19 protein-coding genes and 1 pseudogene are annotated in these 21,557 nt (G+C 69.0%); 16 read left to right on the forward strand and 4 right to left on the reverse strand.

Annotated features, from left to right (window positions below):
* Nucleotides 1-307: 307 nt before the first annotated feature.
* Nucleotides 308-1,912: an ABC transporter substrate-binding protein gene (locus OOK34_RS22800; protein ID WP_267035705.1), complete on the forward strand. Its 1,605-nt coding sequence runs from the start codon at nucleotides 308-310 to the stop codon at nucleotides 1,910-1,912.
* An 87-nt stretch (nucleotides 1,913-1,999) separates the two neighbouring features.
* The gene (locus OOK34_RS22805; protein WP_267036877.1) at nucleotides 2,000-3,577 is read left to right on the forward strand and encodes an ABC transporter substrate-binding protein; all 1,578 of its coding nucleotides are present in this window, start codon (nucleotides 2,000-2,002) and stop codon (nucleotides 3,575-3,577) included.
* Between the two features lie 68 nt (nucleotides 3,578-3,645).
* Here the strand turns inward: OOK34_RS22805 and OOK34_RS22810 are convergent, their stop codons facing one another.
* Complete coding sequence (locus OOK34_RS22810; RefSeq protein WP_267035706.1) at nucleotides 3,646-4,317, reverse strand: response regulator transcription factor; 672 nt, start codon at nucleotides 4,315-4,317, stop codon at nucleotides 3,646-3,648.
* A 63-nt stretch (nucleotides 4,318-4,380) separates the two neighbouring features.
* Nucleotides 4,381-5,265 (reverse strand): RecB family exonuclease, encoded by an 885-nt coding sequence (locus OOK34_RS22815; RefSeq protein WP_267035707.1) that lies wholly within the window; start codon nucleotides 5,263-5,265, stop codon nucleotides 4,381-4,383.
* Nucleotides 5,266-5,489: 224 nt separating this feature from the next.
* Here OOK34_RS22815 and OOK34_RS22820 point away from each other — a divergent pair, with 224 nt between their 5' ends.
* From OOK34_RS22820 to OOK34_RS22830, 3 genes are all read left to right on the forward strand, one after another.
* The gene (locus tag OOK34_RS22820) at nucleotides 5,490-6,623 is read left to right on the forward strand and encodes a site-2 protease family protein (RefSeq protein WP_323183493.1); all 1,134 of its coding nucleotides are present in this window, start codon (nucleotides 5,490-5,492) and stop codon (nucleotides 6,621-6,623) included.
* A gap of 18 nt (nucleotides 6,624-6,641) precedes the next feature.
* Nucleotides 6,642-7,538: a tRNA (adenine-N1)-methyltransferase gene (locus OOK34_RS22825; RefSeq protein WP_007263187.1), complete on the forward strand. Its 897-nt coding sequence runs from the start codon at nucleotides 6,642-6,644 to the stop codon at nucleotides 7,536-7,538.
* Between the two features lie 197 nt (nucleotides 7,539-7,735).
* Nucleotides 7,736-8,311, forward strand: a complete 576-nt coding sequence (locus OOK34_RS22830) for a hypothetical protein (protein ID WP_267035709.1) — start codon at nucleotides 7,736-7,738, stop codon at nucleotides 8,309-8,311.
* A 4-nt stretch (nucleotides 8,312-8,315) separates the two neighbouring features.
* Here OOK34_RS22830 and OOK34_RS22835 read toward each other — a convergent pair whose 3' ends face one another.
* Nucleotides 8,316-8,636, reverse strand: coding sequence for a ferredoxin (locus OOK34_RS22835; RefSeq protein WP_267035710.1), 321 nt, complete (start codon nucleotides 8,634-8,636; stop codon nucleotides 8,316-8,318).
* Nucleotides 8,637-8,901: 265 nt separating this feature from the next.
* Between OOK34_RS22835 and arc the strand changes: the two genes are divergently transcribed.
* From arc to prcA, 6 genes are all read left to right on the forward strand, one after another.
* Complete coding sequence (gene arc, locus OOK34_RS22840) at nucleotides 8,902-10,668, forward strand: proteasome ATPase (RefSeq protein ID WP_267035711.1); 1,767 nt, start codon at nucleotides 8,902-8,904, stop codon at nucleotides 10,666-10,668.
* 263 nt (nucleotides 10,669-10,931) lie between these two features.
* Nucleotides 10,932-12,443: a depupylase/deamidase Dop gene (dop, locus tag OOK34_RS22845; protein ID WP_267035712.1), complete on the forward strand. Its 1,512-nt coding sequence runs from the start codon at nucleotides 10,932-10,934 to the stop codon at nucleotides 12,441-12,443.
* 188 nt (nucleotides 12,444-12,631) lie between these two features.
* Nucleotides 12,632-12,844 (forward strand): ubiquitin-like protein Pup, encoded by a 213-nt coding sequence (locus OOK34_RS22850; RefSeq protein WP_267035713.1) that lies wholly within the window; start codon nucleotides 12,632-12,634, stop codon nucleotides 12,842-12,844.
* A gap of 377 nt (nucleotides 12,845-13,221) precedes the next feature.
* Nucleotides 13,222-13,455, forward strand: coding sequence for an endonuclease VII domain-containing protein (locus OOK34_RS35380; RefSeq protein ID WP_323183451.1), 234 nt, complete (start codon nucleotides 13,222-13,224; stop codon nucleotides 13,453-13,455).
* Entirely contained in the window at nucleotides 13,407-14,246 is an 840-nt protein-coding gene (gene prcB / locus OOK34_RS22860) for a proteasome subunit beta (RefSeq protein ID WP_267035715.1), read from the forward strand. The genes OOK34_RS35380 and prcB overlap by 49 nt, the downstream gene beginning before the upstream one ends.
* 43 nt (nucleotides 14,247-14,289) lie before the next feature.
* Nucleotides 14,290-15,054 (forward strand): proteasome subunit alpha, encoded by a 765-nt coding sequence (prcA, locus tag OOK34_RS22865; protein ID WP_267035716.1) that lies wholly within the window; start codon nucleotides 14,290-14,292, stop codon nucleotides 15,052-15,054.
* 59 nt (nucleotides 15,055-15,113) lie between these two features.
* Here the strand turns inward: prcA and OOK34_RS22870 are convergent, their stop codons facing one another.
* A complete protein-coding gene (locus OOK34_RS22870; protein ID WP_267035717.1) occupies nucleotides 15,114-16,184 on the reverse strand; it encodes a LacI family DNA-binding transcriptional regulator in 1,071 nt (356 codons plus the stop codon).
* 65 nt (nucleotides 16,185-16,249) lie between these two features.
* On the opposite strand from OOK34_RS22870, the pseudogene OOK34_RS22875 reads away from it, so the two are divergent.
* The 5 genes and pseudogenes from OOK34_RS22875 (at nucleotide 16,250) to OOK34_RS22895 (ending at nucleotide 21,553) form a co-directional block, all read left to right on the forward strand.
* A pseudogene (locus OOK34_RS22875) lies at nucleotides 16,250-17,537 on the forward strand (MFS transporter).
* Between the two features lie 9 nt (nucleotides 17,538-17,546).
* Nucleotides 17,547-18,908: a Pup--protein ligase gene (pafA, locus tag OOK34_RS22880; protein WP_267035719.1), complete on the forward strand. Its 1,362-nt coding sequence runs from the start codon at nucleotides 17,547-17,549 to the stop codon at nucleotides 18,906-18,908.
* A gap of 128 nt (nucleotides 18,909-19,036) precedes the next feature.
* A complete protein-coding gene (locus OOK34_RS22885) occupies nucleotides 19,037-20,047 on the forward strand; it encodes an FKBP-type peptidyl-prolyl cis-trans isomerase (protein ID WP_267035720.1) in 1,011 nt (336 codons plus the stop codon).
* A gap of 46 nt (nucleotides 20,048-20,093) precedes the next feature.
* Nucleotides 20,094-20,471 carry an FKBP-type peptidyl-prolyl cis-trans isomerase gene (locus OOK34_RS22890; RefSeq protein ID WP_267035721.1) on the forward strand — a complete coding sequence of 126 codons (378 nt, stop codon included), beginning with the start codon at nucleotides 20,094-20,096 and terminating at the stop codon, nucleotides 20,469-20,471.
* A gap of 125 nt (nucleotides 20,472-20,596) precedes the next feature.
* The gene (locus OOK34_RS22895) at nucleotides 20,597-21,553 is read left to right on the forward strand and encodes a YafY family protein (RefSeq protein WP_267035722.1); all 957 of its coding nucleotides are present in this window, start codon (nucleotides 20,597-20,599) and stop codon (nucleotides 21,551-21,553) included.
* The last annotated feature ends 4 nt before the right edge of the window (nucleotides 21,554-21,557 follow it).

Consider the following 21,557-nt stretch of genomic DNA (forward strand, 5'->3'; position numbering starts at 1 on the left):
CGATGTGTCCGGATTGATCATCTCCTGACCTCATCTGCGAGGACTCCGGCATAAGCGGTAAGTCCGCTCCCATCACCGTGCGATTACACCCCAACTCCTGCCAGTTCCAGCCATCCCGCCCCAGGCCACTAATGTCGACGCGGGCACTCCGCACGCACCTCTGCCGTACCGGACGCACACCCCTGCGCCGGCACCGCGTGGACCGATCGTCAAACACCGGCCCGATCGTTCCGCCCTGAACGGGCGACGCCGCGAAGTGCCCTCTACGCCGCTTTGAACAAGTGCCGGGTGAGGGAGTACTTCCAGCATGAACCGCAAGACCATGGTGCTGACGGCCGCGATCGGCCTGCTCACCCCCGCGCTGTCCGCATGCGGCAGCGCGAGCGGCGGAGGAGCAGCGTCCGGAGCGATCGTCGTCGGTACCACCGACCGGTTCGAGGCCGCCGACTACGCCCCCGCCCCCTTCGACCCCGCCTACGCCTACGACGCGGGCGCCTGGAACGTGCTGCGCCAGACCGTCCAGACGCTCATGCGCACCCCGCGCGGCGGCGGCCAGCCCGTCCCCGAAGCCGCCTCCGACTGCCGCTTCACGGACACCGGCAACGAGAGCTACCGCTGCACCCTGCGGCCCGGCCTGAAGTTCGCCAGTGGCGACCCGCTCACCGCCAAGGACGTCAAGTTCTCCATCGACCGCGTCCTCGCGATCAAGGACGAGAACGGCCCCTCCGCCCTCCTCTCCACCCTCGACACCGTCGAGGTCAAGGGCGCCGACACCGTCGTCTTCCACCTGAAGACCGCCGACGCGACCTTCCCGTACAAGCTCTCCACCCCCGCCGCCGGCATCATCAGCGAGAAGAACTACGAGGCCAGGAAGCTCCGCCCCGGCTTCGCCGTCGACGGCTCCGGCCCGTACACGATGAAGGCCGAGGTCAAGGACAACCACCTCGTCCGGGCCGTCTTCACCAAGAACCCGAACTACAAGGGCGACATCAAGCTGCAGAACGACAAGGTCGAACTGCGCACCTTCGCCGACTCCGCCGGCATGGGCAAGGCGCTCACCGACGGGAAGATCCACGTGGTCTCCCGCACCCTGTCGCCCGCCCAGATCACGGAGTTCGCGAACAAGCCGCCCAAGGGCGTCAAGCTCACCCCGATGCCCGGCCTGGAGATCCGCTACATCGGCTTCAACACCGATGCCCCGGCCGCCAACAACAAGGCCGTGCGCCAGGCCCTCGCCGCCGCCGTCGACCGCAACAACGTGATCTCCAAGGTCTACGGGAAGTCCGCGCAGCCCCTGTACTCGCTGGTCCCCACCGCGGTCCCCGGCCACGTCAACTCGTTCTTCAACAAGTACGGCGAGGCCAACACCGCCAAGGCCGCCGAGCTCCTCAAGGCCGCCGGGGTCAAGACCCCCGTCAAGCTGACCCTGAACTACACCTCGGACCACTACGGCGACGGCACCGCCGCCGAGTTCGAGGCCCTCAAGACCCAGCTGAACTCCACCCAGCTGTTCGACATCACCGTCCAGGGCAACGAATGGGGCGACTTCCGCCCCGCCCAGAAGAAGGGCGACTACGCCGCCTACGGGCTCGGCTGGTTCCCCGACTACCCGGACGCCGACAACTTCCTCGCCCCGTTCCTGGAGCAGGACAACTTCCTGGGCACGCCGTACGCCAACAACGCGGTGCGCACCAGGCTCATCCCCGAATCCCGCCGCGCGGCCGACCGCAACGTCGCCGTGCCCGCGATCACGGAGATGCAGGACATCGTCGCCGAGGACGTACCCGTCCTGCCCCTGTGGCAGGGCAAGCAGTACGTCGCCGCACGCGACGGGATCACCGGAGTGGAGTGGTCGGTCAACGCCATCTCCGACCTCCAGCTGTGGGAACTCGGCCGGGGTGTCAGCGGCTGAGACCGGCAGTAACCGGCAGCAACCGGCGGCGGACGTCGCAGGCCGGCGCAACGATCAGACAAGATTGTGAAGGACATTCGCGTGAAGATGCGTAACCAGTGGTTGGCAGCCCCGCTCGGCGCGGCCACTGCCGCCGCGCTGCTCAGCGGTTGCGGTTCGCAGGACGGCTCGGCCGCCGGCAACGGCAAGGGCGTGGTCATGGGCATATCCGACAAGGTGAAGTCCACCGACCCCGCGTCGGGCTACGACCCGGGGTCCTGGCTGCTCTTCAACAACGTCTTCCAGTCCCTGCTGACGTTCCCGAAGGGCGGCACCACGCCCGAGCCCGACGCCGCCCAGGCCTGCAACTTCGAGGGCGGTGACAGCAAGGTGTACAAGTGCACCCTGCGCAGCGGCCTGAAGTTCAGCAACGGCAACAGCCTGACCTCGAAGGACGTCAAGTTCTCCTTCGAGCGCACGCTGAAGATCAACGACGAGAACGGCCCCGCCGTGATGCTCGCGTCGATCGCGAGCATCGACGCCCCCGACGAGAAGACCGTGGTCTTCAAGCTGAAGTCGCCCGACGCGACCTTCCCGAGCAAGATCGCATCGGGTGCGGGCGCCATCGTCGACCACCGCGAGTACCCGGCCGACAAGCTCCGCGGCGACAACAAGGCGATCGGCTCCGGCCTCTACAAGCTGGACGCCTTCAGCGAGAAGAGCGCCAACTTCTCGGTGAACGACTCATACAGCGGCAAGGCCAAGGCCAAGAACACCGGCGTCACGCTGAAGTTCTTCAACGGCGACCAGGCCGGCCTCAAGACCGTCCTGGAAAGCGGAGACGTCGACTTCGCCTTCCGCGGCCTCGCCGCCAAGGACATCGCCGGCCTCGCTTCGACCAAGACCGGCGACAACAAGGTCGACGTGGTCCAGGGCACCGGCGCCGAAGTCCAGCACATGGTCTTCAACGTCAGCGACCCGGTCGTCGGCAAGCTCCCGGTCCGCAAGGCCATGGCCTACCTCATCGACCGCGAAGCGCTCGTCAAGGACGTGTACGCGGGCACCGCCGCCCCGCTGTACTCCATCGTCCCGGCCGGTATCGCCGGACACACCACCCCCTACTTCGACCGCTACGGGGGCAGCCCCCAGCTGGAGAAGGCCAAGGCCGTCCTCAAGGCCGCCAACATCACCGGCAAGATCAAGCTGACCCTGTGGTCGACGCCGGCCCGTTACGGCCCCTCCACCGACCAGCAGTTCCAGGTCATCGCCAAGCAGCTCAACGAGAGCGGCCTGTTCGAGGCCGACGTCAAGTCCGTCGAGTTCGAGCAGTACGAGAAGGACATCCAGGCCGGCAAGTACGGCGTCTACGTCAAGGGCTGGGTCCCCGACTACCCGGACGCCGACAACTTCACCCAGCCGTTCTTCGGCCCGGACAACGTCCTGCACAACAACTACGACAACAAGGAGATCAGCGGGAACATCATCCCGTCGACCTCCACCAAGTCCGACCGCACCGCGGCCAACACGGACTACACCCGCCTCCAGGACATCGTCGCCGACGAGCTCCCGATCCTCCCGCTCTGGCAGGGCAAGCAGTACGCCGTCGCCCGCCAGAACGTGACCGGACTCCAGTGGTCCCTGGACGCCTCCACGGTCTTCCGCTTCTGGGAGATCAGCAAGGGCTGACCCGCCCCGGACACGACTCCGCCCCGGCACCCGCGAAGGGTGCCGGGGCGGACCCGTATCCGTACGCCCTACTGCGCGCCCGGGCGGACCAGACCGCTCTCGTACGCGTACACCGCCGCCTGCACCCGGTCACGCAGGCCCAGCTTCGTCAGCACGTGCCCCACATGCGTCTTCACCGTCGTCTCGCTCACGAACAGATCCGCCGCGATCTCCGCGTTCGACAACCCCCGGGCCACCAGCTTCAGCACCTCCACCTCGCGCTCGGTCAGCGTCCCCAGCGTGTCCGGAACGCTGTCCTCACCCGACGGCAGATGCCCCGCGTACTTGTCCAGCAGCCGCCGCGTGATGCTCGGCGCGAGCATCGCCTCACCCGCCGCGACCACCCGGATCGCCTGCACCAGCTCCGTCGCCGGGGCGTCCTTCAGCAGGAACCCGCTCGCCCCCGCCCGCAGCGCCTCCACCACGTACTCGTCCAGGTCGAACGTGGTCAGCACCAGCACCTTCGCCGGCCCGTTCCGCTCCGGACCCGTGATCTGCCGGGTGGCCTCCACCCCGTCCATCCGCGGCATCCGGATGTCCATCAGCACCACGTCGGGCTGCAGCGCCCGCACCTGCTCCAGCGCCTGCAGACCGTCCCCGGCCTCGCCCACCACCACCAGGTCCTGCTCGGCCTCCAGGATCATCCGGAAGCCGGTGCGCAGGAGCGGCTGGTCGTCGACCAGCAGGACGCGGATCGCCACGGGGTACCTCGTATTCGTCGGACGGCTACGGCGGACGCCGCCCATTCTGCCCTGACCGGAAGATCAGGATTCGGCGGGGAGACCGGCCCCGCCCCTGGGAGAGATCACCAGAGGATAGGCCGGGGGAGTACCCCCGAACTCCGGACACACCGCCTGATGATCACACCAGCCGCACAGCTTCGTCGGCCGCGGCCGCCACTCACCCGTCTCCGTCGCCTCCCGGATCGCCTCCCACAGCGCGTGCAGCTTCCGCTCCACCCGCTCCAGATCCGCCACCACCGGGTCGTACGTCAGCACGTCCCCACTGCCCAGGTACACCAGCTGCAGCCGCCGCGGCACCACCTGCTTCAGCCGCCACACCACCAGCGCGTAGAACTTCATCTGGAACAGCGCGCCCTCGGCGTACTCCGGCCGCGGCGCCTTCCCCGTCTTGTAGTCGACGATCCGCACCTCACCCGACGGCGCCACATCCACCCGGTCGATGATCCCGCGCAGCCGCAGCCCCGACTCCAGCTCCGTCTCCACGAAGAACTCCCGCTCCACCGGCTCCAGCCGCGTCGGGTCCTCCAGCGTGAACCAGCGCTCCACCAGCGCCTCCGCCTCCGACAGCCAGCGCGCCAGCCCCGCCCCGTCGTCCCCCGCAGGGAACAGCTCCGCCAGCTCCGGCTTCGCCTCCAGCAACCGGTCCCACTGCCCCGGAACCAACGCCTTCGCCCGCGGCACCGTCCGCTCCTGCGCAGGATGATCGAAGAGCCGCTCCAGCACCGCGTGCACCAGCGTCCCCCGCGTCGCCGCCGCACTCGGCTTCTCCGGCAGCCGGTCGATCACCCGGAACCGGTACAGCAACGGGCACTGCATGAAATCACCGGCCCGCGAAGGGGACAGCGAGGTCGGCCGGGAAGCACCCGAAGAAGCATCAGCGGAACCGGCACCGGGGGTCGTCGTCATGCGTAAAACCCTACGACCCGGAACCGACAGCACGCGCATACCATCGACTCCTGGCCCCTCGCACTGCATGATCGGAGCATCACACCGCGCAACAGCGCACCGCGCCACCCACACGACGTGGACCACACTGGAAGCAACGCACCGAACGAAGGAAAGCCGTGGCAGACACCGACGAAACCGGCGAGCGCGCGAGCAAGCGCTCCGACCCGGGCGGCGGCATCCTCATGGGCCGCCCCTTCGGCGTGCCCGTCTACGTCTCGCCCAGCTGGTTCCTCGTCGCCGCCCTCATCACCTGGGTCTTCGGCGACCAGCTCGACCGGGTCCTGCCCGACCTCGGCCCGGCCCGCTACCTGGTCTCCCTCTTCTTCGCCGTCGCGTTCTACGCCTCCGTCCTCGTCCACGAACTCGCGCACACCATCGCCGCGCTCCGCTTCAAACTCCCGGTCCGCCGCATCCAGCTCCAGTTCTTCGGCGGAGTCTCCGAGATCGAGAAGGAATCCGAGACCCCCGGCCGCGAATTCGTCCTCGCCTTCGTCGGCCCCCTCCTCTCCCTCGCCCTCGCCGGACTCTTCTACCTCGGCATGAAGGCCGTCGACCCCGCCACCGTCCCCGGCGTGCTCCTCGCCGGCCTGATGATCTCCAACCTCCTCGTCGCCGCCTTCAACCTCCTCCCCGGCCTCCCCCTCGACGGCGGCCGCATGCTCCGCGCCGTCATCTGGGGCATCACCGGCAAACCCATGACCGGCACCATCGCCGCCGCCTGGGTCGGCCGCGCCCTCGCCGTCGCCGTCCTCCTCGGCCTGCCGCTCCTCACCCACACCGGAGCCCTCGGCAACCCCACCCAGGAAATCGGCGGCATGGACACCGTCATGGACGCCCTCCTCGCCGCGATCCTGGCCGCGATCATCTGGACCGGCGCCGGCAACAGCCTGCGCATGGCACGCCTGCGCGAACACCTCCCCGAACTCCAGGCCCGCACCCTCACCCGCCGCGCCATCCCCGTCCAGACCGCCACCCCCCTCTCCGAAGCCCTCCGCCGAGCCAACGAGGCCGGAGCCCGCGCCCTCGTCGTCGTCGACGGTCAGGGCGACCCCACCGCCATCGTCCGCGAGACCGCCATCGCCCAGGTCCCCGAACACCGCCGCCCCTGGGTCGCCGTCAGCACCCTCGCCCAGGACCTCACCGACGGCATGAAGGTTTCCGCGGACCTCACCGGCGAAGAACTCCTCGACCACCTCCGCGCCACCCCCGCCACCGAGTACCTCGTCCTCGAACCCACCGGCGAGATCTACGGCGTCCTCTCCACCCTCGACGTCGAAAAGGCCTTCGTGAAGGCCATGGCGCGGCCCCAGTCCTGAAGCCAATACACTGGTCACATGTCCGAACCGACCGGTGCCGCCCGCCGACGCGGGCCCTTCGAGGTCGGGGACCAGGTTCAGCTCACCGACCCCAAGGGCCGCCACTACACGTTCACGCTCGAAGCCGGGAAGAATTTCCACACCCACAAGGGTTCCTTCCCGCACGACGAGCTGATCGGTGCTCCCGAGGGCAGTGTTGTCCGTACCACGGGGAACGTCGCGTACCTCGCGCTGCGCCCCCTGCTCCCCGACTATGTCCTGTCCATGCCCCGCGGTGCCGCCGTGGTCTACCCCAAGGACGCGGGCCAGATCCTGGCCTTCGCCGACATCTTCCCCGGCGCCCGCGTCGTGGAAGCAGGCGTCGGATCCGGCTCCCTGAGCAGCTTCCTGCTGCGCGCCATCGGCGACCAGGGCATGCTCCACAGCTACGAGCGCCGCGCGGACTTCGCCGAGATCGCCACGGCCAACGTCGAGCGCTACTTCGGCGGCCCGCACCCCGCGTGGCAGCTGACCGTGGGCGACCTCCAGGACAACCTGTCCGACACCGACGTCGACCGCGTCATCCTCGACATGCTCGCCCCCTGGGAGTGCCTGGAGGCCGTCTCCAAGGCCCTCGTCCCCGGCGGCATCCTCTGCTGCTACGTGGCCACCACCACCCAGCTCTCGCGCACCGTCGAATCCATCCGCGAGTTCGGCTGCTACGCCGAACCGCAGCCCTGGGAATCGATGATCCGCAACTGGCACGTCGAAGGCCTCGCCGTCCGCCCCGACCACCGGATGATCGGCCACACCGGCTTCCTGGTCACCGCCCGCCGCCTCGCCGACGGCGTCGAGCCCCCCATGCGCCGCCGCCGCCCCTCCAAGGGCGCCTACGGCGAGGACTACGAGGGCCCCGGCAGCGACCGCTCCGCATAGCCTGCCCACGCAGCCGCCCCACCAACACGAAAGCGCTGTGGCGCAGTTCCCCGGACGAACCGGGAACTGCGCCACAGCGCCTTTTCGTTGCCTTTTCGATGCCGCAAGGAGCCGACGCGGACCCGGCCGTGCCACCCCCGTGTGAGGTGTGGCACGATGCTGGCTCCCCGTCACCCTTCGCACAGGAGACACCCGGCGTGCTGCACAGCCCCACCGACCTGGCGCACCGTCGCACCAGGCCCGTCCACTGGGTCGCCACGGCCTCCGCCCTCGCCGCCGTCATAGCCGGCGCAGGCCTGCTCCAGCCAGACCGGGCCACCGGAGCCACCCCCGCGGCCGGCGCCCCGAGCGCCCCGAAGGCCACCGCCCCCGACGCGCACGCGGCCACGTACCCACTGGACTGCAAGGGCGCCCCGCACACCGTCACCGACACCGCCCAGGGCGACCTCGACGGCGACGGCCGCCCCGAGACCGTCGCGGCCGTCCGCTGCGACGCCGGCTCCGGCACCCCGCCCCACGCGATCTACGTACTCGCCCAGGACCGGCAGGAGGGCTCCGCCCCCCGCGTCGTCGCCACCCTCCTCGACGCCACGCGCCGCCGGACCGCGACCGACCTCACCGTGCGCGACGGACTCGTCACCGCACGTCTCCTCGGCTACTCCGCGCCCTCGGTCCCGCGCTCCAGCCCCGACGTCACACAGCTCGCCAAGTGGCGCTGGGCCGCCGGGAAATTCCGCCAGGAGCTGACGGACTCGGCCGCCGGAAGTGTTTGAACCGTCACTCCGCGTCCGGGCCGAACACCTCGACCCTGTCCGAAACGCGCCTTACGTGGATGCAGTCACCCGGACATTCCTTCGCCGAGTCGACCACGTCCTGGAGCAGCGTCAGAGGAACCGGAGTGGTCGCCCCCGCCTCCACGAGGAGCTCGTCCTCGGAGCTCTTCACATACGCCAGACCATCGATGTCCAGCTCGAATACCTCGGGGGCGTACTGCACGCAGATGCCGTCCCCGGTGCACAGGTCCTGGTCGATCCAGACCTCCAGAGGCTCCCCGGCCCCCTCGGAACCACCCGTCGGGGCCTCCTGCTGCACGGTCATATCTCCTGCCGTTTCCTGCTCTGAGTGATCCGCCGCGAACGCATACTCGCGGCAAGTCGCGCGAGCCCTGACGGGTGTTGAACAGTTCGACCTTACAACCGGCTGCTTTCCGATGTTGAAGGGTGGGTATTTCCTTGGCGTGAGGGAGTACGCAAGGGTGAAGATCGGACACACCTCTACCGTCTTTGTGATCTAGGGGTTTCAATCACCACCAGCCCAGGTAGGGTCAGGAAGCGTCCAGCTCCCCTTGGAGGAGGTGAGGACCGTGGCAGCCCACGACGACGACATCAACCGCGGCATCCGGCCCGGGCGAGGGTCTGAGGACCCCGCTGGCCAGGTTGCCTATCTCGAGCAGGAAATCGCCGTCCTGCGACGCAAGCTCGCCGACTCTCCGCGTCACACGAGGATTCTCGAAGAGCGGATCGTCGAGCTCCAGACGAATCTGGCAGGCGTCTCCGCGCAGAACGAACGACTGGCGAACACCCTCCGTGAGGCCCGCGACCAGATCGTGGCCCTCAAGGAAGAGGTCGACCGGCTCGCACAGCCGCCGGCCGGCTTCGGTGTCTTCCTTCAGGCGAACGAGGACGGCACCGTCGACATCTTCACCGGCGGCCGAAAGCTCCGCGTGAACGTGAGCCCCAGCGTCGAACCGGAAGACCTCCGGCGCGGCCAGGAGGTCATGCTCAACGAAGCGCTCAACGTGGTCGAGGCCATGGCGTACGAGCGGGCCGGGGACATCGTCACCCTCAAGGAGATCCTCGAGGACGGCGAGCGCGCCCTGGTGGTCGGGCACACCGACGAGGAGAGGGTGGTGAGGCTCGCCGAGCCGCTCCTGGACATCACCATCCGCCCCGGCGACGCCCTCCTGCTCGAGCCCCGCTCCGGCTACGTCTACGAGGTCGTCCCCAAGAGCGAGGTCGAGGACCTGGTCCTCGAAGAGGTCCCGGACATCGACTACGAGAAGATCGGCGGCCTGGGCGACCAGATCGAGCTGATCCGCGACGCCGTCGAGCTCCCCTACCTCTACCCCGACCTGTTCAAGGAGCACGAACTGCGGCCCCCGAAGGGCATCCTGCTCTACGGCCCGCCCGGCTGCGGCAAGACGCTCATCGCCAAGGCCGTCGCCAACTCCCTTGCCAAGAAGGTCGCGGAAGTGACCGGGCAGGCGGCCGGCAAGTCGTACTTCCTGAACATCAAGGGCCCCGAGCTCCTCAACAAGTACGTCGGCGAGACCGAGCGGCACATCCGCCTCGTCTTCCAGCGTGCCCGGGAGAAGGCGAGCGAGGGCACCCCCGTCATCGTCTTCTTCGACGAGATGGAATCCCTCTTCCGCACCCGCGGATCCGGAGTCAGCTCGGACGTGGAGAACACCATCGTCCCCCAGCTGCTCGCCGAGATCGACGGCGTGGAAGGCCTGGAGAACGTCATCGTCATCGGCGCCTCCAACCGCGAGGACATGATCGACCCGGCCATCCTGCGCCCCGGACGCCTCGATGTGAAGATCAAGATCGAGCGCCCGGACGCCGAGGCCGCGAAGGACATCTTCGCCAAGTACCTCAAGGCCTCGCTCCCGCTCCACACGGACGACCTGAGCGAACACTCGGGCTCGGCCGAGGTCGCCGTCCACAGCATGATCCAGACCGTCGTCGAGCAGATGTACGCCGAAACCGAGGAGAACCGCTTCCTCGAGGTCACGTACGCCAACGGCGACAAGGAAGTCCTCTACTTCAAGGACTTCAACTCCGGAGCCATGATCCAGAACATCGTGGACCGGGCCAAGAAGATGGCCATCAAGGCCTTCCTCGAGCACAACCAGAAGGGCCTGCGGGTCTCCCACCTCCTCCAGGCCTGCGTGGACGAGTTCAAGGAGAACGAGGACCTGCCCAACACCACCAACCCGGACGACTGGGCCCGCATCTCCGGAAAGAAGGGCGAGCGGATCGTATTCATCCGCACCCTCGTCACCGGAAAGCAAGGCGCGGACACCGGACGCTCCATCGACACGGTGGCGAACACCGGTCAGTACCTCTGACGAAGCGAGGCGGCTGCGGGTGCCTCACCGGGCACCCGCAGCCGCCTGCTTTACCGCCCGGTATTCCCGTCTGCTCTTTTCGGCCGGGGACAAGGCAAAGTCAATGACCGAAATGATCTCCCCACCAGCGCGGAGTGGTTCTAGGCTCTTCCGTACCGCCGGTCGCGCAGTGCGGGGACGGGCACCGCACATGACGCACCGGAGCACCAGCGGTACTTGAGCGCCGCTCCCGAACGGGAGCGCCGCCGGGCAAGGAGGGCCGCATGACCGTACGGCGAGTAATGGGGATCGAAACGGAGTACGGGATCTCCGTTCCGGGGCACCCGAACGCCAATGCCATGCTCACCTCGTCCCAGATCGTCAACGCCTACGCGGCGGCGATGCACCGGGCGCGACGCGCCCGCTGGGACTTCGAGGAGGAGAATCCGCTGCGGGACGCCCGCGGCTTCGACCTCGCCCGCGAGGCCGCCGACAACAGCCAGCTCACCGACGAGGACATCGGCCTCGCCAACGTCATCCTGACGAACGGCGCACGGCTCTACGTCGACCACGCCCACCCCGAGTACAGCTCGCCCGAGATCACCAACCCCCTCGACGCGGTGCTGTGGGACAAGGCCGGCGAACGGATCATGGCCGAGGCCGCCGAGCGGGCCGCCCAGCTGCCCGGCGCCCAGCCGATCCACCTCTACAAGAACAACACCGACAACAAGGGCGCCTCCTACGGCACGCACGAGAACTACCTGATGAAGCGGGAGACCCCCTTCTCGGACATCGTGCGCCACCTGACCCCCTTCTTCGTCTCCCGCCAGGTCGTCACCGGCGCCGGCCGCGTCGGCATCGGCCAGGACGGCCGTGAGCACGGCTTCCAGATCAGCCAGCGGGCGGACTACTTCGAGGTCGAGGTCGGGCTGGAGACCACCCTCAAGCGCCCCATCATCAACACCCGCGACGAACCCCACTCGGACGCCGAGAAGTACCGCCGCCTCCACGTGATCATCGGCGACGCGAACCTCTCCGAGATCTCCACGTACCTGAAGCTGGGCACGACGGCCCTGGTCCTCTCGATGATCGAGGACGGCTTCATCAACGTCGACCTCGCCGTGGACCAGCCCGTGCGCACCCTCCACCAGGTCTCCCACGACCCGGACCTCCAGCACCTCATCACCCTGCGCAGCGGGCGCACCCTGACCGCCGTACAACTCCAGATGGAGTACTTCGAGCTGGCCAGGAAGTACGTGGACGAGCGTTTCGGGGCCGACGCGGACGAGCAGACCAAGGATGTCCTCACTCGGTGGGAGGACGTGCTGGGGCGCCTGGAGACCGACCCGATGAGCCTGTCGGGGGAGCTGGACTGGATCGCCAAGCGGGAGATCCTGGAGGGCTACCGACGGCGCGACGGGCTCGGCTGGGACGCGGCGCGGCTGCACCTGGTGGACCTCCAGTACTCCGACGTGCGGCCCGAGAAGGGCCTGTACAACCGCCTCGTCGCCCGCGGGAAGATGAAGCGGCTGGTGGAGGAGCCGGCGGTGGAGCGGGCCGAGGGCAAGCCGCCGGAGGACACCCGGGCCTACTTCCGGGGCCGGTGCCTCGAGCAGTACGCGGACGACGTGGCGGCGGCCTCCTGGGACTCGGTGATCTTCGACCTCCCGGGCCGGGACTCCCTCCAGCGGGTCCCGACCATGGAACCCCTGCGGGGGACCCGGAACCACGTCAAGGAGCTCCTGGACCGCTGTCGTACGGCGGAGGACCTGGTCCGCGTGCTTTCGGGGCAGTGAAGTGGCCTGAAAGGCCTCCGGTCCGGGAATCATGAAATCAGCCGGACGTTATGCCGGATCTTTTGAACGAGTGCGGGGACGAATGTCGGACCCTCCTTGTAGGGTCCGACATAGGGTCTGATCTTGAGAGGTCCCGAATCCCGGGGTCTCTTCATGTGAGCGTGCGAACCGAGCGGGGTGAGGTAGACATGGCGACCAAGGACACCGGCGGCGGACAGCAGAAGGCGACGCGCTCGACCGAGGAGGTCGAGGAGACGACCGCCGAGGCGAGCGCCGACCTCAAGGAACGGCAGGAGAAGCTCTCCGACGACGTCGACTCGGTTCTTGACGAGATTGACGATGTACTCGAGGAGAATGCCGAGGACTTCGTGCGCTCATTTGTGCAGAAAGGTGGCGAATGAGCTAAATGTCCGATTCGGCGAATGGGAGGCAGTGCCGACGCTGCCTTGAGGTGCTCGCGCCTGACTCGTTCGCGGCGGACCGGAACCGTCCCGACGGGCTCCAGACGCGATGTCGCAAGTGTGTCTCCGAATACTGCGCCGAGCGATACCGGGCCCGTCGGGCTGCTGAGGGCAAGACTGTCCGCGAGAAGGTGGATGTGCCGGATGGGCGCAAACTCTGCCGGACGTGCGGAGAGGTCAAGCCGCACAGCGAGTGGCATCGCCGGAAGAGTGCTCCTGATGGTCTCGCGACGCGATGCAAGGCCTGCCGCAAGCCCCGGGACAGTGCCGGGCACCTGAAGCGGAAGTATGGAATCACGGAGGCCGAGCGCGATCAGATGATCGCAGCTCAGGGCGGCCTCTGCTGTCTCTGCCTCCGGGCTCCGGCCGTGCATGTGGATCATTGCCACACGACGGGTAGGGTCCGAGGCGTACTTTGCTTCAACTGCAACGTGGGCCTTGGCCTATTGAAGGAGAATCCCGACCGCTTTCGTCGGGCAGCCGCTTACGTGGAAGGAAACCTGTGGAACCCAACACTCGTAGCACAGGGCGTCTACCGGCAGCCTTCCTGACGCCGGGGTCGTCGTCCTTCATGGACTTCCTGGGTGCGCACGCGCCCGAGATGCTGCCGGGGAACCGGAAGCTGCCCGAGGGGATCGTCGAGGCGCCGCACGGGACGACCATCGTCGCCACGACCTTCCCCGGCGGGGTCGTGCTCGCCGGTGACCGGCGGGCGACCATGGGGAACATGATCGCGCAGCGGGACATCGAGAAGGTGTTCCCGGCCGACGAGTACTCCGCGGTCGGCATCGCCGGTACGGCCGGTCTGGCCGTGGAGATGGTCAAGCTGTTCCAGCTGGAGCTGGAGCACTTCGAGAAGGTCGAAGGGGCGACGCTGTCGCTCGAGGGCAAGGCGAACCGGCTCTCGACCATGATCCGGAGCAATCTGGGGATGGCCATGCAGGGCCTGGCCGTCGTGCCGCTGTTCGCCGGGTACGACGAGGCCAAGGAGAAGGGCCGGATCTTCTCCTACGACGTGACCGGCGGGCGCTCCGAGGAGCACGGCTTCGCCGCCACCGGTTCCGGTTCGATCTTCGCCCGGGGTTCGATGAAGAAGCTGTACCGTCCCGACCTGACGGAGGAGCAGGCGACCACGCTGGTCGTGCAGGCGCTGTACGACGCCGCCGACGACGACTCGGCGACCGGTGGGCCGGACCTGTACCGCCACATCTACCCCATCGTCACCGTCATCACCGACGAGGGCTTCCGCAGGCTGGACGAGGACGAGTCGCAGTCGCTCGCCCGCAAGGTGACGGACCGTCGGCTCGAGCAGCCCGACGGACCGCGCGCCGCCCTGCTCTGACCAGTCCTCGTCTCGTCGCCCAGAAGAAAGGGACGGATAACCGGTGTCGACTCCGTTCTATGTGTCACCCCAGCAGGCCATGGCCGACCGGGCGGAATACGCCCGGAAGGGCATCGCCCGCGGTCGCAGCCTCGTCGTGCTGCAGTACGCCGACGGCATCGTGTTCGTCGGCGAGAACCCGTCCCGCGCGCTGCACAAGTTCAGCGAGATCTACGACCGGATCGGCTTCGCGGCCGCCGGCAAGTACAACGAGTACGAGAACCTGCGGATCGGCGGGGTGCGCTACGCCGATCTGCGCGGATACACCTACGACCGTGACGACGTGACGGCGCGCGGGCTGGCGAACGTGTACGCGCAGACGCTCGGCACCATCTTCTCCTCGGCCGGCGAGAAGCCGTACGAGGTGGAGCTGGTGGTGGCCGAGGTCGGCGCGACGGCCGCCGGGGACCAGATCTACCGGCTGCCGCACGACGGCTCGATCGTGGACGAGCACGGTTCGGTCGCGGTCGGCGGCAACGCCGAGCAGATCAGCACCTTCCTCGACCAGCGGCATCGGGACGGGATGACCCTGCCCGACGCGCTGAAGCTGGCGGTGCAGGCGCTGTCGAGCCAGGCGAACGGCGCGGACAAGACGATCCCGGCCGAGCGGCTGGAGGTCGCGGTGCTGGACCGTACGCGGTCGCAGCAGCGCAAGTTCAAGCGGATCCGGGGCCGGCAGCTGTCGCGGCTGCTGGAGGCGGACGTTCCGGCGGCGGCCCAGGCGGATGCCGTGTCGAATGACGAGGTGCCGGAGGACGACGCCGAGTAGCAGCGGTTCCGGGAAGCCCCGGTCCGGCCCCACGGGGGCGGGCCGGGGCTTTCGCGCGTTCAGGCGGCGGGGGCGGGGCCCGTGGAATCGCGGACGGTGAGTTCGACGGGGATGTCGGGGGCCGTCCAGGGGGTGCCGTCGAGGACGGCGAGGAGGGCGGTCATGCCCTGTTCGCCGACGCGTTCGGCGGGGAGGCGGACGGTGGTGAGCTCGGGTTCGACGGCGGTGGCGAGGGCGAGGTCGTCGAAGCCGGTCACGGAGAGGTCCTCGGGGACGCGCAGGCCGAGGCGGCGGGCGGCCTTGCAGGCGCCGGCGGCGAGGATGTCGTCGTCGCAGACGACGGCGGTGGGCCGGGTCCCGGGGGCCGCCAGGGCGGCCTCCATGGCCGTGAGGGCGGCGGCCACGGTGAGGGGGGCCCGGACGGTGCGCAGCTCGGCGTGGGGGCCGAGGAGGGCGGCGAGGGCTTCGGCGCGGATGTCGAAGGTCCAGGTGTCGACGGCGGAGGCGAGGTGGAGGAAGCGGCGGTGGCCGAGGCCGAGGAGGTGTTCGGTGATCTGGCGCATGCCGTCGGTGATGGCGAGGTTGACGTGGGCGGCGGCGTTGCCGGAGGTGGGGTCGCTGTCGAGCATGACGAGGGGGAGGCCGTCGCCGCCGATGGCGTCGAGGGCGTCGGTGGCCATGGAGGAGGCGATGACCCCGTCGAGGGCGGCGCGGGCGGAGGCGAAGGGGTCGCGGGCGGGGCCGGTGCCTTCGGGGGAGGGGTAGAGGACGACGCCGAAGCCGTGTTCGGCGGCGATGCGGGCGGCGCCGGTGTAGACGCGGGCGAAGAACTCGTTGGTGAGGGCGGGGACGACGAGGAGGGCGGTGCGGGTGCTGCCGAGGCGGAGGTTGCGGGCGGCGAGGTTGGGGCGGTAGCCGAGGGTGGTGGCGGCTTCGCGGACGAGGGTGGCGGTGCGTTCGGAGACGCGGCCGCGCCATTTGTCGCCGAGGACGAGGGAGACCGTGGCCTGGGAGACCCCGGCGGCGGTGGCGACGTCGCGGCTGGTGGGTCTCGTCACAGGGTGCTCCTGAAATGCGAGGTGGGGCGGGGTGCGGGTGGTCCGCCGGGTGGACCGGGGGTCTGCCGCCATGGTACGTATGACGGGTCTCGTTATACGTATTACCCCGGCTGGATCCGGGCAAGAAGGGGGCGGTCATGGCCGCGGGTTACGCGGAGCTGCTCAGGACCAGGTACGCCGCGAGGCTGCTGGTGGGCACGCTGATAGGCCGGCTGCCGAACGGCACGGCGGCGATCGCGATCGTCCTCTTCGTCCGGGGCGAGGGGGGCAGCTACAGCCTGGCGGGCGCGCTGGCGGCCGCGTACGGGCTGGCCAACGCCGTGGGACAGCCGCTGCTGGGCCGGGCGGTGGACCTGTACGGGCAGCCGCGCGTGCAGCTGCCGGCGGCACTGCTGTCGGCGCTGGGCATGGTCTGGCTGGCGGTGGCCGGTACCGGCTCGGTGGCGGCCGCGTACGCGGCGGTGGTGATCTCCGGACTGTTCACCCCGCCCCTGGAGGGCGGTCTGCGGGCGCTGTGGCCGGGGGTGCTCGGCGGGCGCGAGGAGCGGGTGCACGCGGCGTACGCGATGGACGCGGTGGCCCAGGAGGTCATGTACACGGTCGGGCCGCTGCTGGTGACGCTGTTCGTGTCGCTGTGGTCCCCGGCGGTGGCGCTGCTGGTGCTGAACGGCATCGGTGTGGTGGGCGTGCTGTCGGTGGTGGTCTCGGAGCCCTCGCGCACCTGGCGCTCCGCGCCGCGCGAGGCGCACTGGCTGGGCGCGCTGCGCTCGCGCGGGCTGCTGGCGCTGCTGGGCGCGTTCTTCTTCGTCGGCATGGCGCTGGGTTCGATCGCGGTGGCGGCGGTGGCGTACGCGGACGGGCACGGCGGTCAGGCGGTGTACGGCTGGCTGATGGCGGCGCTGGGTCTGGGCGCGCTGGTCGGTGGGGTGTTCTACGGTGCGCGGCAGTGGGCGGGGGCGCCGGAGCGGCGGCTGCGGCTGCTGGTGGCGCTGCTGGCCGTGTGTTACCTGCCGCTGATGCTGGATGTGGGTCCGGTGGCGATGACGGCGCTGGCGGCGCTGTCGGGCGTGTTCCTGGCGCCTTCGCTGGCGTGTGCGTTCATCGTGGTGGACCGGCACGCTCCGGCGGGGACGGTGACGGAGGCGTTCTCGTGGCTGGTGACGTTCTTCGGGGTGGGCGCTGCCATCGGTACGGCGGCGGCGGGTCCGGCGCTGGAACTGAGCGGTACGTCGGCCGGTTTCGCGGTGGCCTGCGGCGGTGGCGCGGCGGCCCTGCTGGTGCTGATGCTGACTCAGGGGGCGCTGGCCGGGGGCGGTCGCAGCCGGGCGGTGGCGGGGTCGGCGGAGGCCGTTTCGCAGCCGTTGGTCAAAAACTGATCGGAACGCCGTTCTCGAACCCGGTTTCAGAAGAGGGCAGAAGGCGTAATGTTCAGTCATGGACCGCCGCATTTTCGGGCTGGAGAACGAGTACGGCGTCACGTGCACGTTCAGGGGACAGCGCCGACTGTCTCCTGACGAAGTGGCGCGCTACCTCTTCCGCCGTGTTGTGTCATGGGGCCGCAGCAGCAATGTCTTCCTGCGGAACGGCGCCCGCCTCTACCTGGACGTGGGTTCGCATCCGGAATATGCAACACCCGAATGCGACAACCTGACCGAACTGGTCACTCACGACAAGGCCGGCGAGCGCATTCTCGAGGGCCTGCTCGTCGACGCCGAACGCCGCCTGCACGAGGAGGGAATCGCGGGCGACGTCTACCTCTTCAAGAACAACACCGACTCGGCGGGCAATTCGTACGGCTGCCACGAGAACTACCTGGTGGCACGGCACGGAGAATTCTCCCGCCTGGCGGACATCCTGATTCCGTTCCTCGTCACGCGTCAGCTGATCTGTGGCGCGGGCAAGGTGCTGCAGACGCCCCGGGGCGCGGTCTACTGCGTCAGCCAGCGGGCCGAGCACATCTGGGAGGGCGTCAGCTCCGCCACTACCCGTTCCCGGCCGATCATCAACACGCGCGACGAGCCGCACGCGGACGCGGAGCGCTACCGGCGGCTGCACGTCATCGTCGGCGACTCGAACATGTCCGAGACGACCATGCTGCTCAAGGTGGGTGCCACCGACCTGGTGCTGCGCATGATCGAGGCGGGCACGGTGATGCGGGACCTGACCCTGGAGAACCCGATCCGGGCGATCCGCGAGGTCAGCCACGACATCACCGGCCAGCGCAAGGTGCGCCTGGCCAGCGGCCGGGAGGCCTCGGCGCTGGAGATCCAGCGGGAGTACTTCGACAAGGCCCTGGACTTCGCCGAGCGGCGGGGCATCCGTACCGGGGTGGTGGAGCAGGTCCTGGAGCTGTGGGGCCGCACGCTGGAGGCCATCGAGGCCGAGGACCTGGACCGGATCGGCACGGAGATCGACTGGGTCATGAAGTACCAGCTGATCGAGCGGTACCGGGCCAAGCACAACATGACGATGTCCAATCCGCGGGTCGCCCAGATAGACCTCGCGTACCACGACATCCACCGCCGTCGGGGCCTGTACTACCTGCTCGAGCGCAAGGGGCAGGCGGCGCGGATCTGCAACGACCTGAAGATCTTCGAGGGCAAGTCGGTGCCCCCGCAGACGACGCGCGCCAGGCTGCGCGGCGACTTCATCCGCCGGGCGCAGGAGCAGCGGCGGGACTTCACGGTCGACTGGGTGCACCTGAAGCTCAATGACCAGGCGCAGCGCACGGTGCTGTGCAAGGACCCGTTCCGGTCGGTGGACGACCGGGTGGAGAAGCTCATCGCCGGCATGTGAGCCGGTGCGGCCGGGGCCCCGTGCGCTGTGGCGTACGGGGTCTTCGCACGCCAACGCCTTGTCGCGGAGGGGTCAGCCCGTAGAGTGGGCCGCTACGACGGACCATTCCAGCGACCCTGAGGACCATTGTGCGACGCCGACTTGCTGCCGCGCTCATCGTGCCGGCTCTGATGCTCACCGCGGCCTGCGGAGGGGGCGACGACTCCAAGAAGGACGCCTCTGCCTCGGCGTCTCCGTCGGCCGATGCCGCGAAGACCGAGGTTCCGAAGGCGGTGGCGTCGGCGGACCCGATGCCGACGGTCGCCGGTGAGGCCGGGAAGAAGGCGGAGATCACCGTCCCCAAGGGCGAGCCGAGCGGCAAGTTCGTGGTGAACACCCTCAAGGAGGGCACCGGGCCGGAGATCAAGAAGGACGATCTCGTGGTCACCAAGTACACGGGCAAGGTCTGGAAGAGCGGCAAGGAGCTGAGCGGCTCCTACGACAAGGACGGCCAGCCGCTGGTCGTCCCGGCCGGTTCGCCGACGATCCTGCCGCTGTTCAGCGAGTCGGTGCTGGGCAAGAAGGTCGGCAGCCGCGTGCTGGTCGTCGCCCCGCCGGCGGCGGCCTTCGGTGAGCAGGGCCAGCCGCAGCTGGGTGTCGGCCCGAAGGACAACCTGGTGTTCGTCCTGGACGTGGACTCGATCCTGCCGAAGAAGGCCGAGGGCACGCAGGCGCCGATCCCCTCCGACCTGCCGCAGGTGAAGGCGGACAAGGACGAGGCCGCCACGATCACGGTCCCGAAGAACGACCCTCCGAAGGAGCTGGTCGACAAGGTCCTGATCGAGGGCAAGGGCGCGGAGGTCAAGTCCGGCCAGACCGTGTACATGCAGTACAGCGGTGCGGCGTGGGCGCCGAACCAGGGCAAGGACGCGGCCAAGCTCTTCGACACCTCGTGGAAGACGGGCGCCCCGTTCTCGACCGTGATCGGCCAGGGCCAGGTCATCGAGGGCTGGGACAAGGGCCTGGTGGGCAAGAAGGTCGGCAGCCGTGTCCTGCTGGTGATCCCGCCGGAGCAGGCGTACAAGGATCAGGCCAAGGGTGAGGACCTGCCGGCCAACTCCACCCTCGTCTTCGTCGTGGACATCGTCGGAGCAGTGTAAAACTGTTCCGGTTGTACACCGGTTCGTACGTATGAGGAGCAGTTCCGTGAGCAGCAAGCTCGAGAAGCCCGAGATCGACTTCCCCGAGGGCCCGGTCCCGACCGACCTGGTCATCGAGGACATCTGGGAGGGCGATGGCGCCGAGGCCACGGCCGGCAACAAGGTCTCCGTCCACTACGTGGGTGTGGCCTTCTCCTCCGGCGAGGAGTTCGACGCCTCCTGGAACCGCGGCGCCCCGCTGCAGTTCATCCTGGGCATCGGCCAGGTCATCCCCGGCTGGGACAAGGGTGTCCAGGGCATGAAGGTCGGCGGCCGTCGCAAGCTGACGATCCCCGCCCACCTCGCCTACGGCGACCGGGGTGCCGGCGACGCCATCAAGCCGGGCGAGACGCTGATCTTCGTCTGTGACCTGATGGGCGTCTGATTCACCCGCTGTGATCATCGAGGGCCCCTGCCGTGAGGCGGGGGCCCTCGCTTTTGCCGGGGACCGCCGGGGCGGTACGGTCAACGGTCACGAGTGTGTGTCGAAGAGCGGGGGGATGGGCGTCGATGGCGATTGCCAAGGCCGAGCGGCTGATGAATCTGGCGCTGTGTCTGCTGGGGACGCGTCGTCCCCTCAGCAAGCGCGAGCTGCGCGGTTCCATCGAGGCCTATCTCGAAGCCGGGAACGACGAGTCCTTCAACCGGATGTTCGAGCGGGACAAGGACGATCTGCGGGAACTCGGTCTGGTGATCGAGACCGTGGAGAACCTGGAGGGCGAGACGGGCTACCTGGCCCGCCGCGACAGCAACCGGCTGCCGCCCGTCTCCCTCGACGCGGAGGAGGCCGCGGCCCTGGGGCTCGCGGCGAAGGTGTGGCAGCAGGCCCGCCTGGCGGGCGCGGCCAGCGGCGCGCTGCAGAAGCTGCGCGCCGGCGGAATGCCGGAGGCCGGTGATCCGTACGAGGGCCAGCACAGCGCCATCGAGCCGCGGATCCCGGTCCACGAGGCGGCGTTCGAGCCGCTGATGCTGGCCTGCCGCGACCGGCGGCCGGTGGTCTTCGAGTACCGCAAGTCCAACGCGGCGCGGCCCGAGCCGCGCCAGGTGGAGCCGTGGGCCCTGGAGTGCTGGCGCGGCCACTGGTACCTGGCCGGCTACGACCGCGACCGCGGGGCGGAGCGGGTGTTCCGGCTCTCCCGGATCACCGGCAAGGTCCGCTCGCGGGCCGGGAAGTACACCGCCGAGGTGCCGGACGTGGTGACCGTACGGGAGACCGTGGCGGCCTGGGCCGGAGAGGGCGCCCAGCGCTCCGCGCTGATCCGGCTGCGCGCCGGGGCGGGATACCCGCTGCGGGCCAAGGCCACCGCGGTCCGAGAGGGCGGCGACGGCTGGGACGAGCTGGAGATCCCCTACGGGCACGGGCTGGACGCCTGGCTCGTGGAGTTCGGCCCGGACGTCGTGGTGGTGGAGCCGGCGGACCTGCGGGCCGATGTGGTGGACCGGCTGCGCGCCGTCGCCAAGGGCTGAACCC

The sequence above is a fragment of the Streptomyces sp. NBC_00091 genome (genome assembly GCF_026343185.1).
Lineage (GTDB): Bacteria > Actinomycetota > Actinomycetes > Streptomycetales > Streptomycetaceae > Streptomyces.

Bases quoted from the DNA above. Each gene is read 5' to 3' on its own strand.
- OOK34_RS22800 (WP_267035705.1), top strand. From the start codon at position 308: ATGAACCGCAAGACCATGGTGCTGACGGCCGCGATCGGCCTGCTCACC.
- OOK34_RS22805 (WP_267036877.1), top strand. From the start codon at position 2,000: ATGCGTAACCAGTGGTTGGCAGCCCCGCTCGGCGCGGCCACTGCCGCC.
- OOK34_RS22815 (WP_267035707.1), bottom strand. From the start codon at position 5,265: ATGACGACGACCCCCGGTGCCGGTTCCGCTGATGCTTCTTCGGGTGCT.
- OOK34_RS22820 (WP_323183493.1), top strand. From the start codon at position 5,490: ATGGGCCGCCCCTTCGGCGTGCCCGTCTACGTCTCGCCCAGCTGGTTC.
- OOK34_RS22825 (WP_007263187.1), top strand. From the start codon at position 6,642: ATGTCCGAACCGACCGGTGCCGCCCGCCGACGCGGGCCCTTCGAGGTC.
- OOK34_RS22835 (WP_267035710.1), bottom strand. From the start codon at position 8,636: ATGACCGTGCAGCAGGAGGCCCCGACGGGTGGTTCCGAGGGGGCCGGG.
- dop (WP_267035712.1), top strand. From the start codon at position 10,932: ATGACCGTACGGCGAGTAATGGGGATCGAAACGGAGTACGGGATCTCC.
- OOK34_RS22850 (WP_267035713.1), top strand. From the start codon at position 12,632: ATGGCGACCAAGGACACCGGCGGCGGACAGCAGAAGGCGACGCGCTCG.
- OOK34_RS35380 (WP_323183451.1), top strand. From the start codon at position 13,222: ATGATCGCAGCTCAGGGCGGCCTCTGCTGTCTCTGCCTCCGGGCTCCG.
- OOK34_RS22870 (WP_267035717.1), bottom strand. From the start codon at position 16,184: ATGGCGGCAGACCCCCGGTCCACCCGGCGGACCACCCGCACCCCGCCC.
- pafA (WP_267035719.1), top strand. From the start codon at position 17,547: ATGGACCGCCGCATTTTCGGGCTGGAGAACGAGTACGGCGTCACGTGC.
- OOK34_RS22895 (WP_267035722.1), top strand. From the start codon at position 20,597: ATGGCGATTGCCAAGGCCGAGCGGCTGATGAATCTGGCGCTGTGTCTG.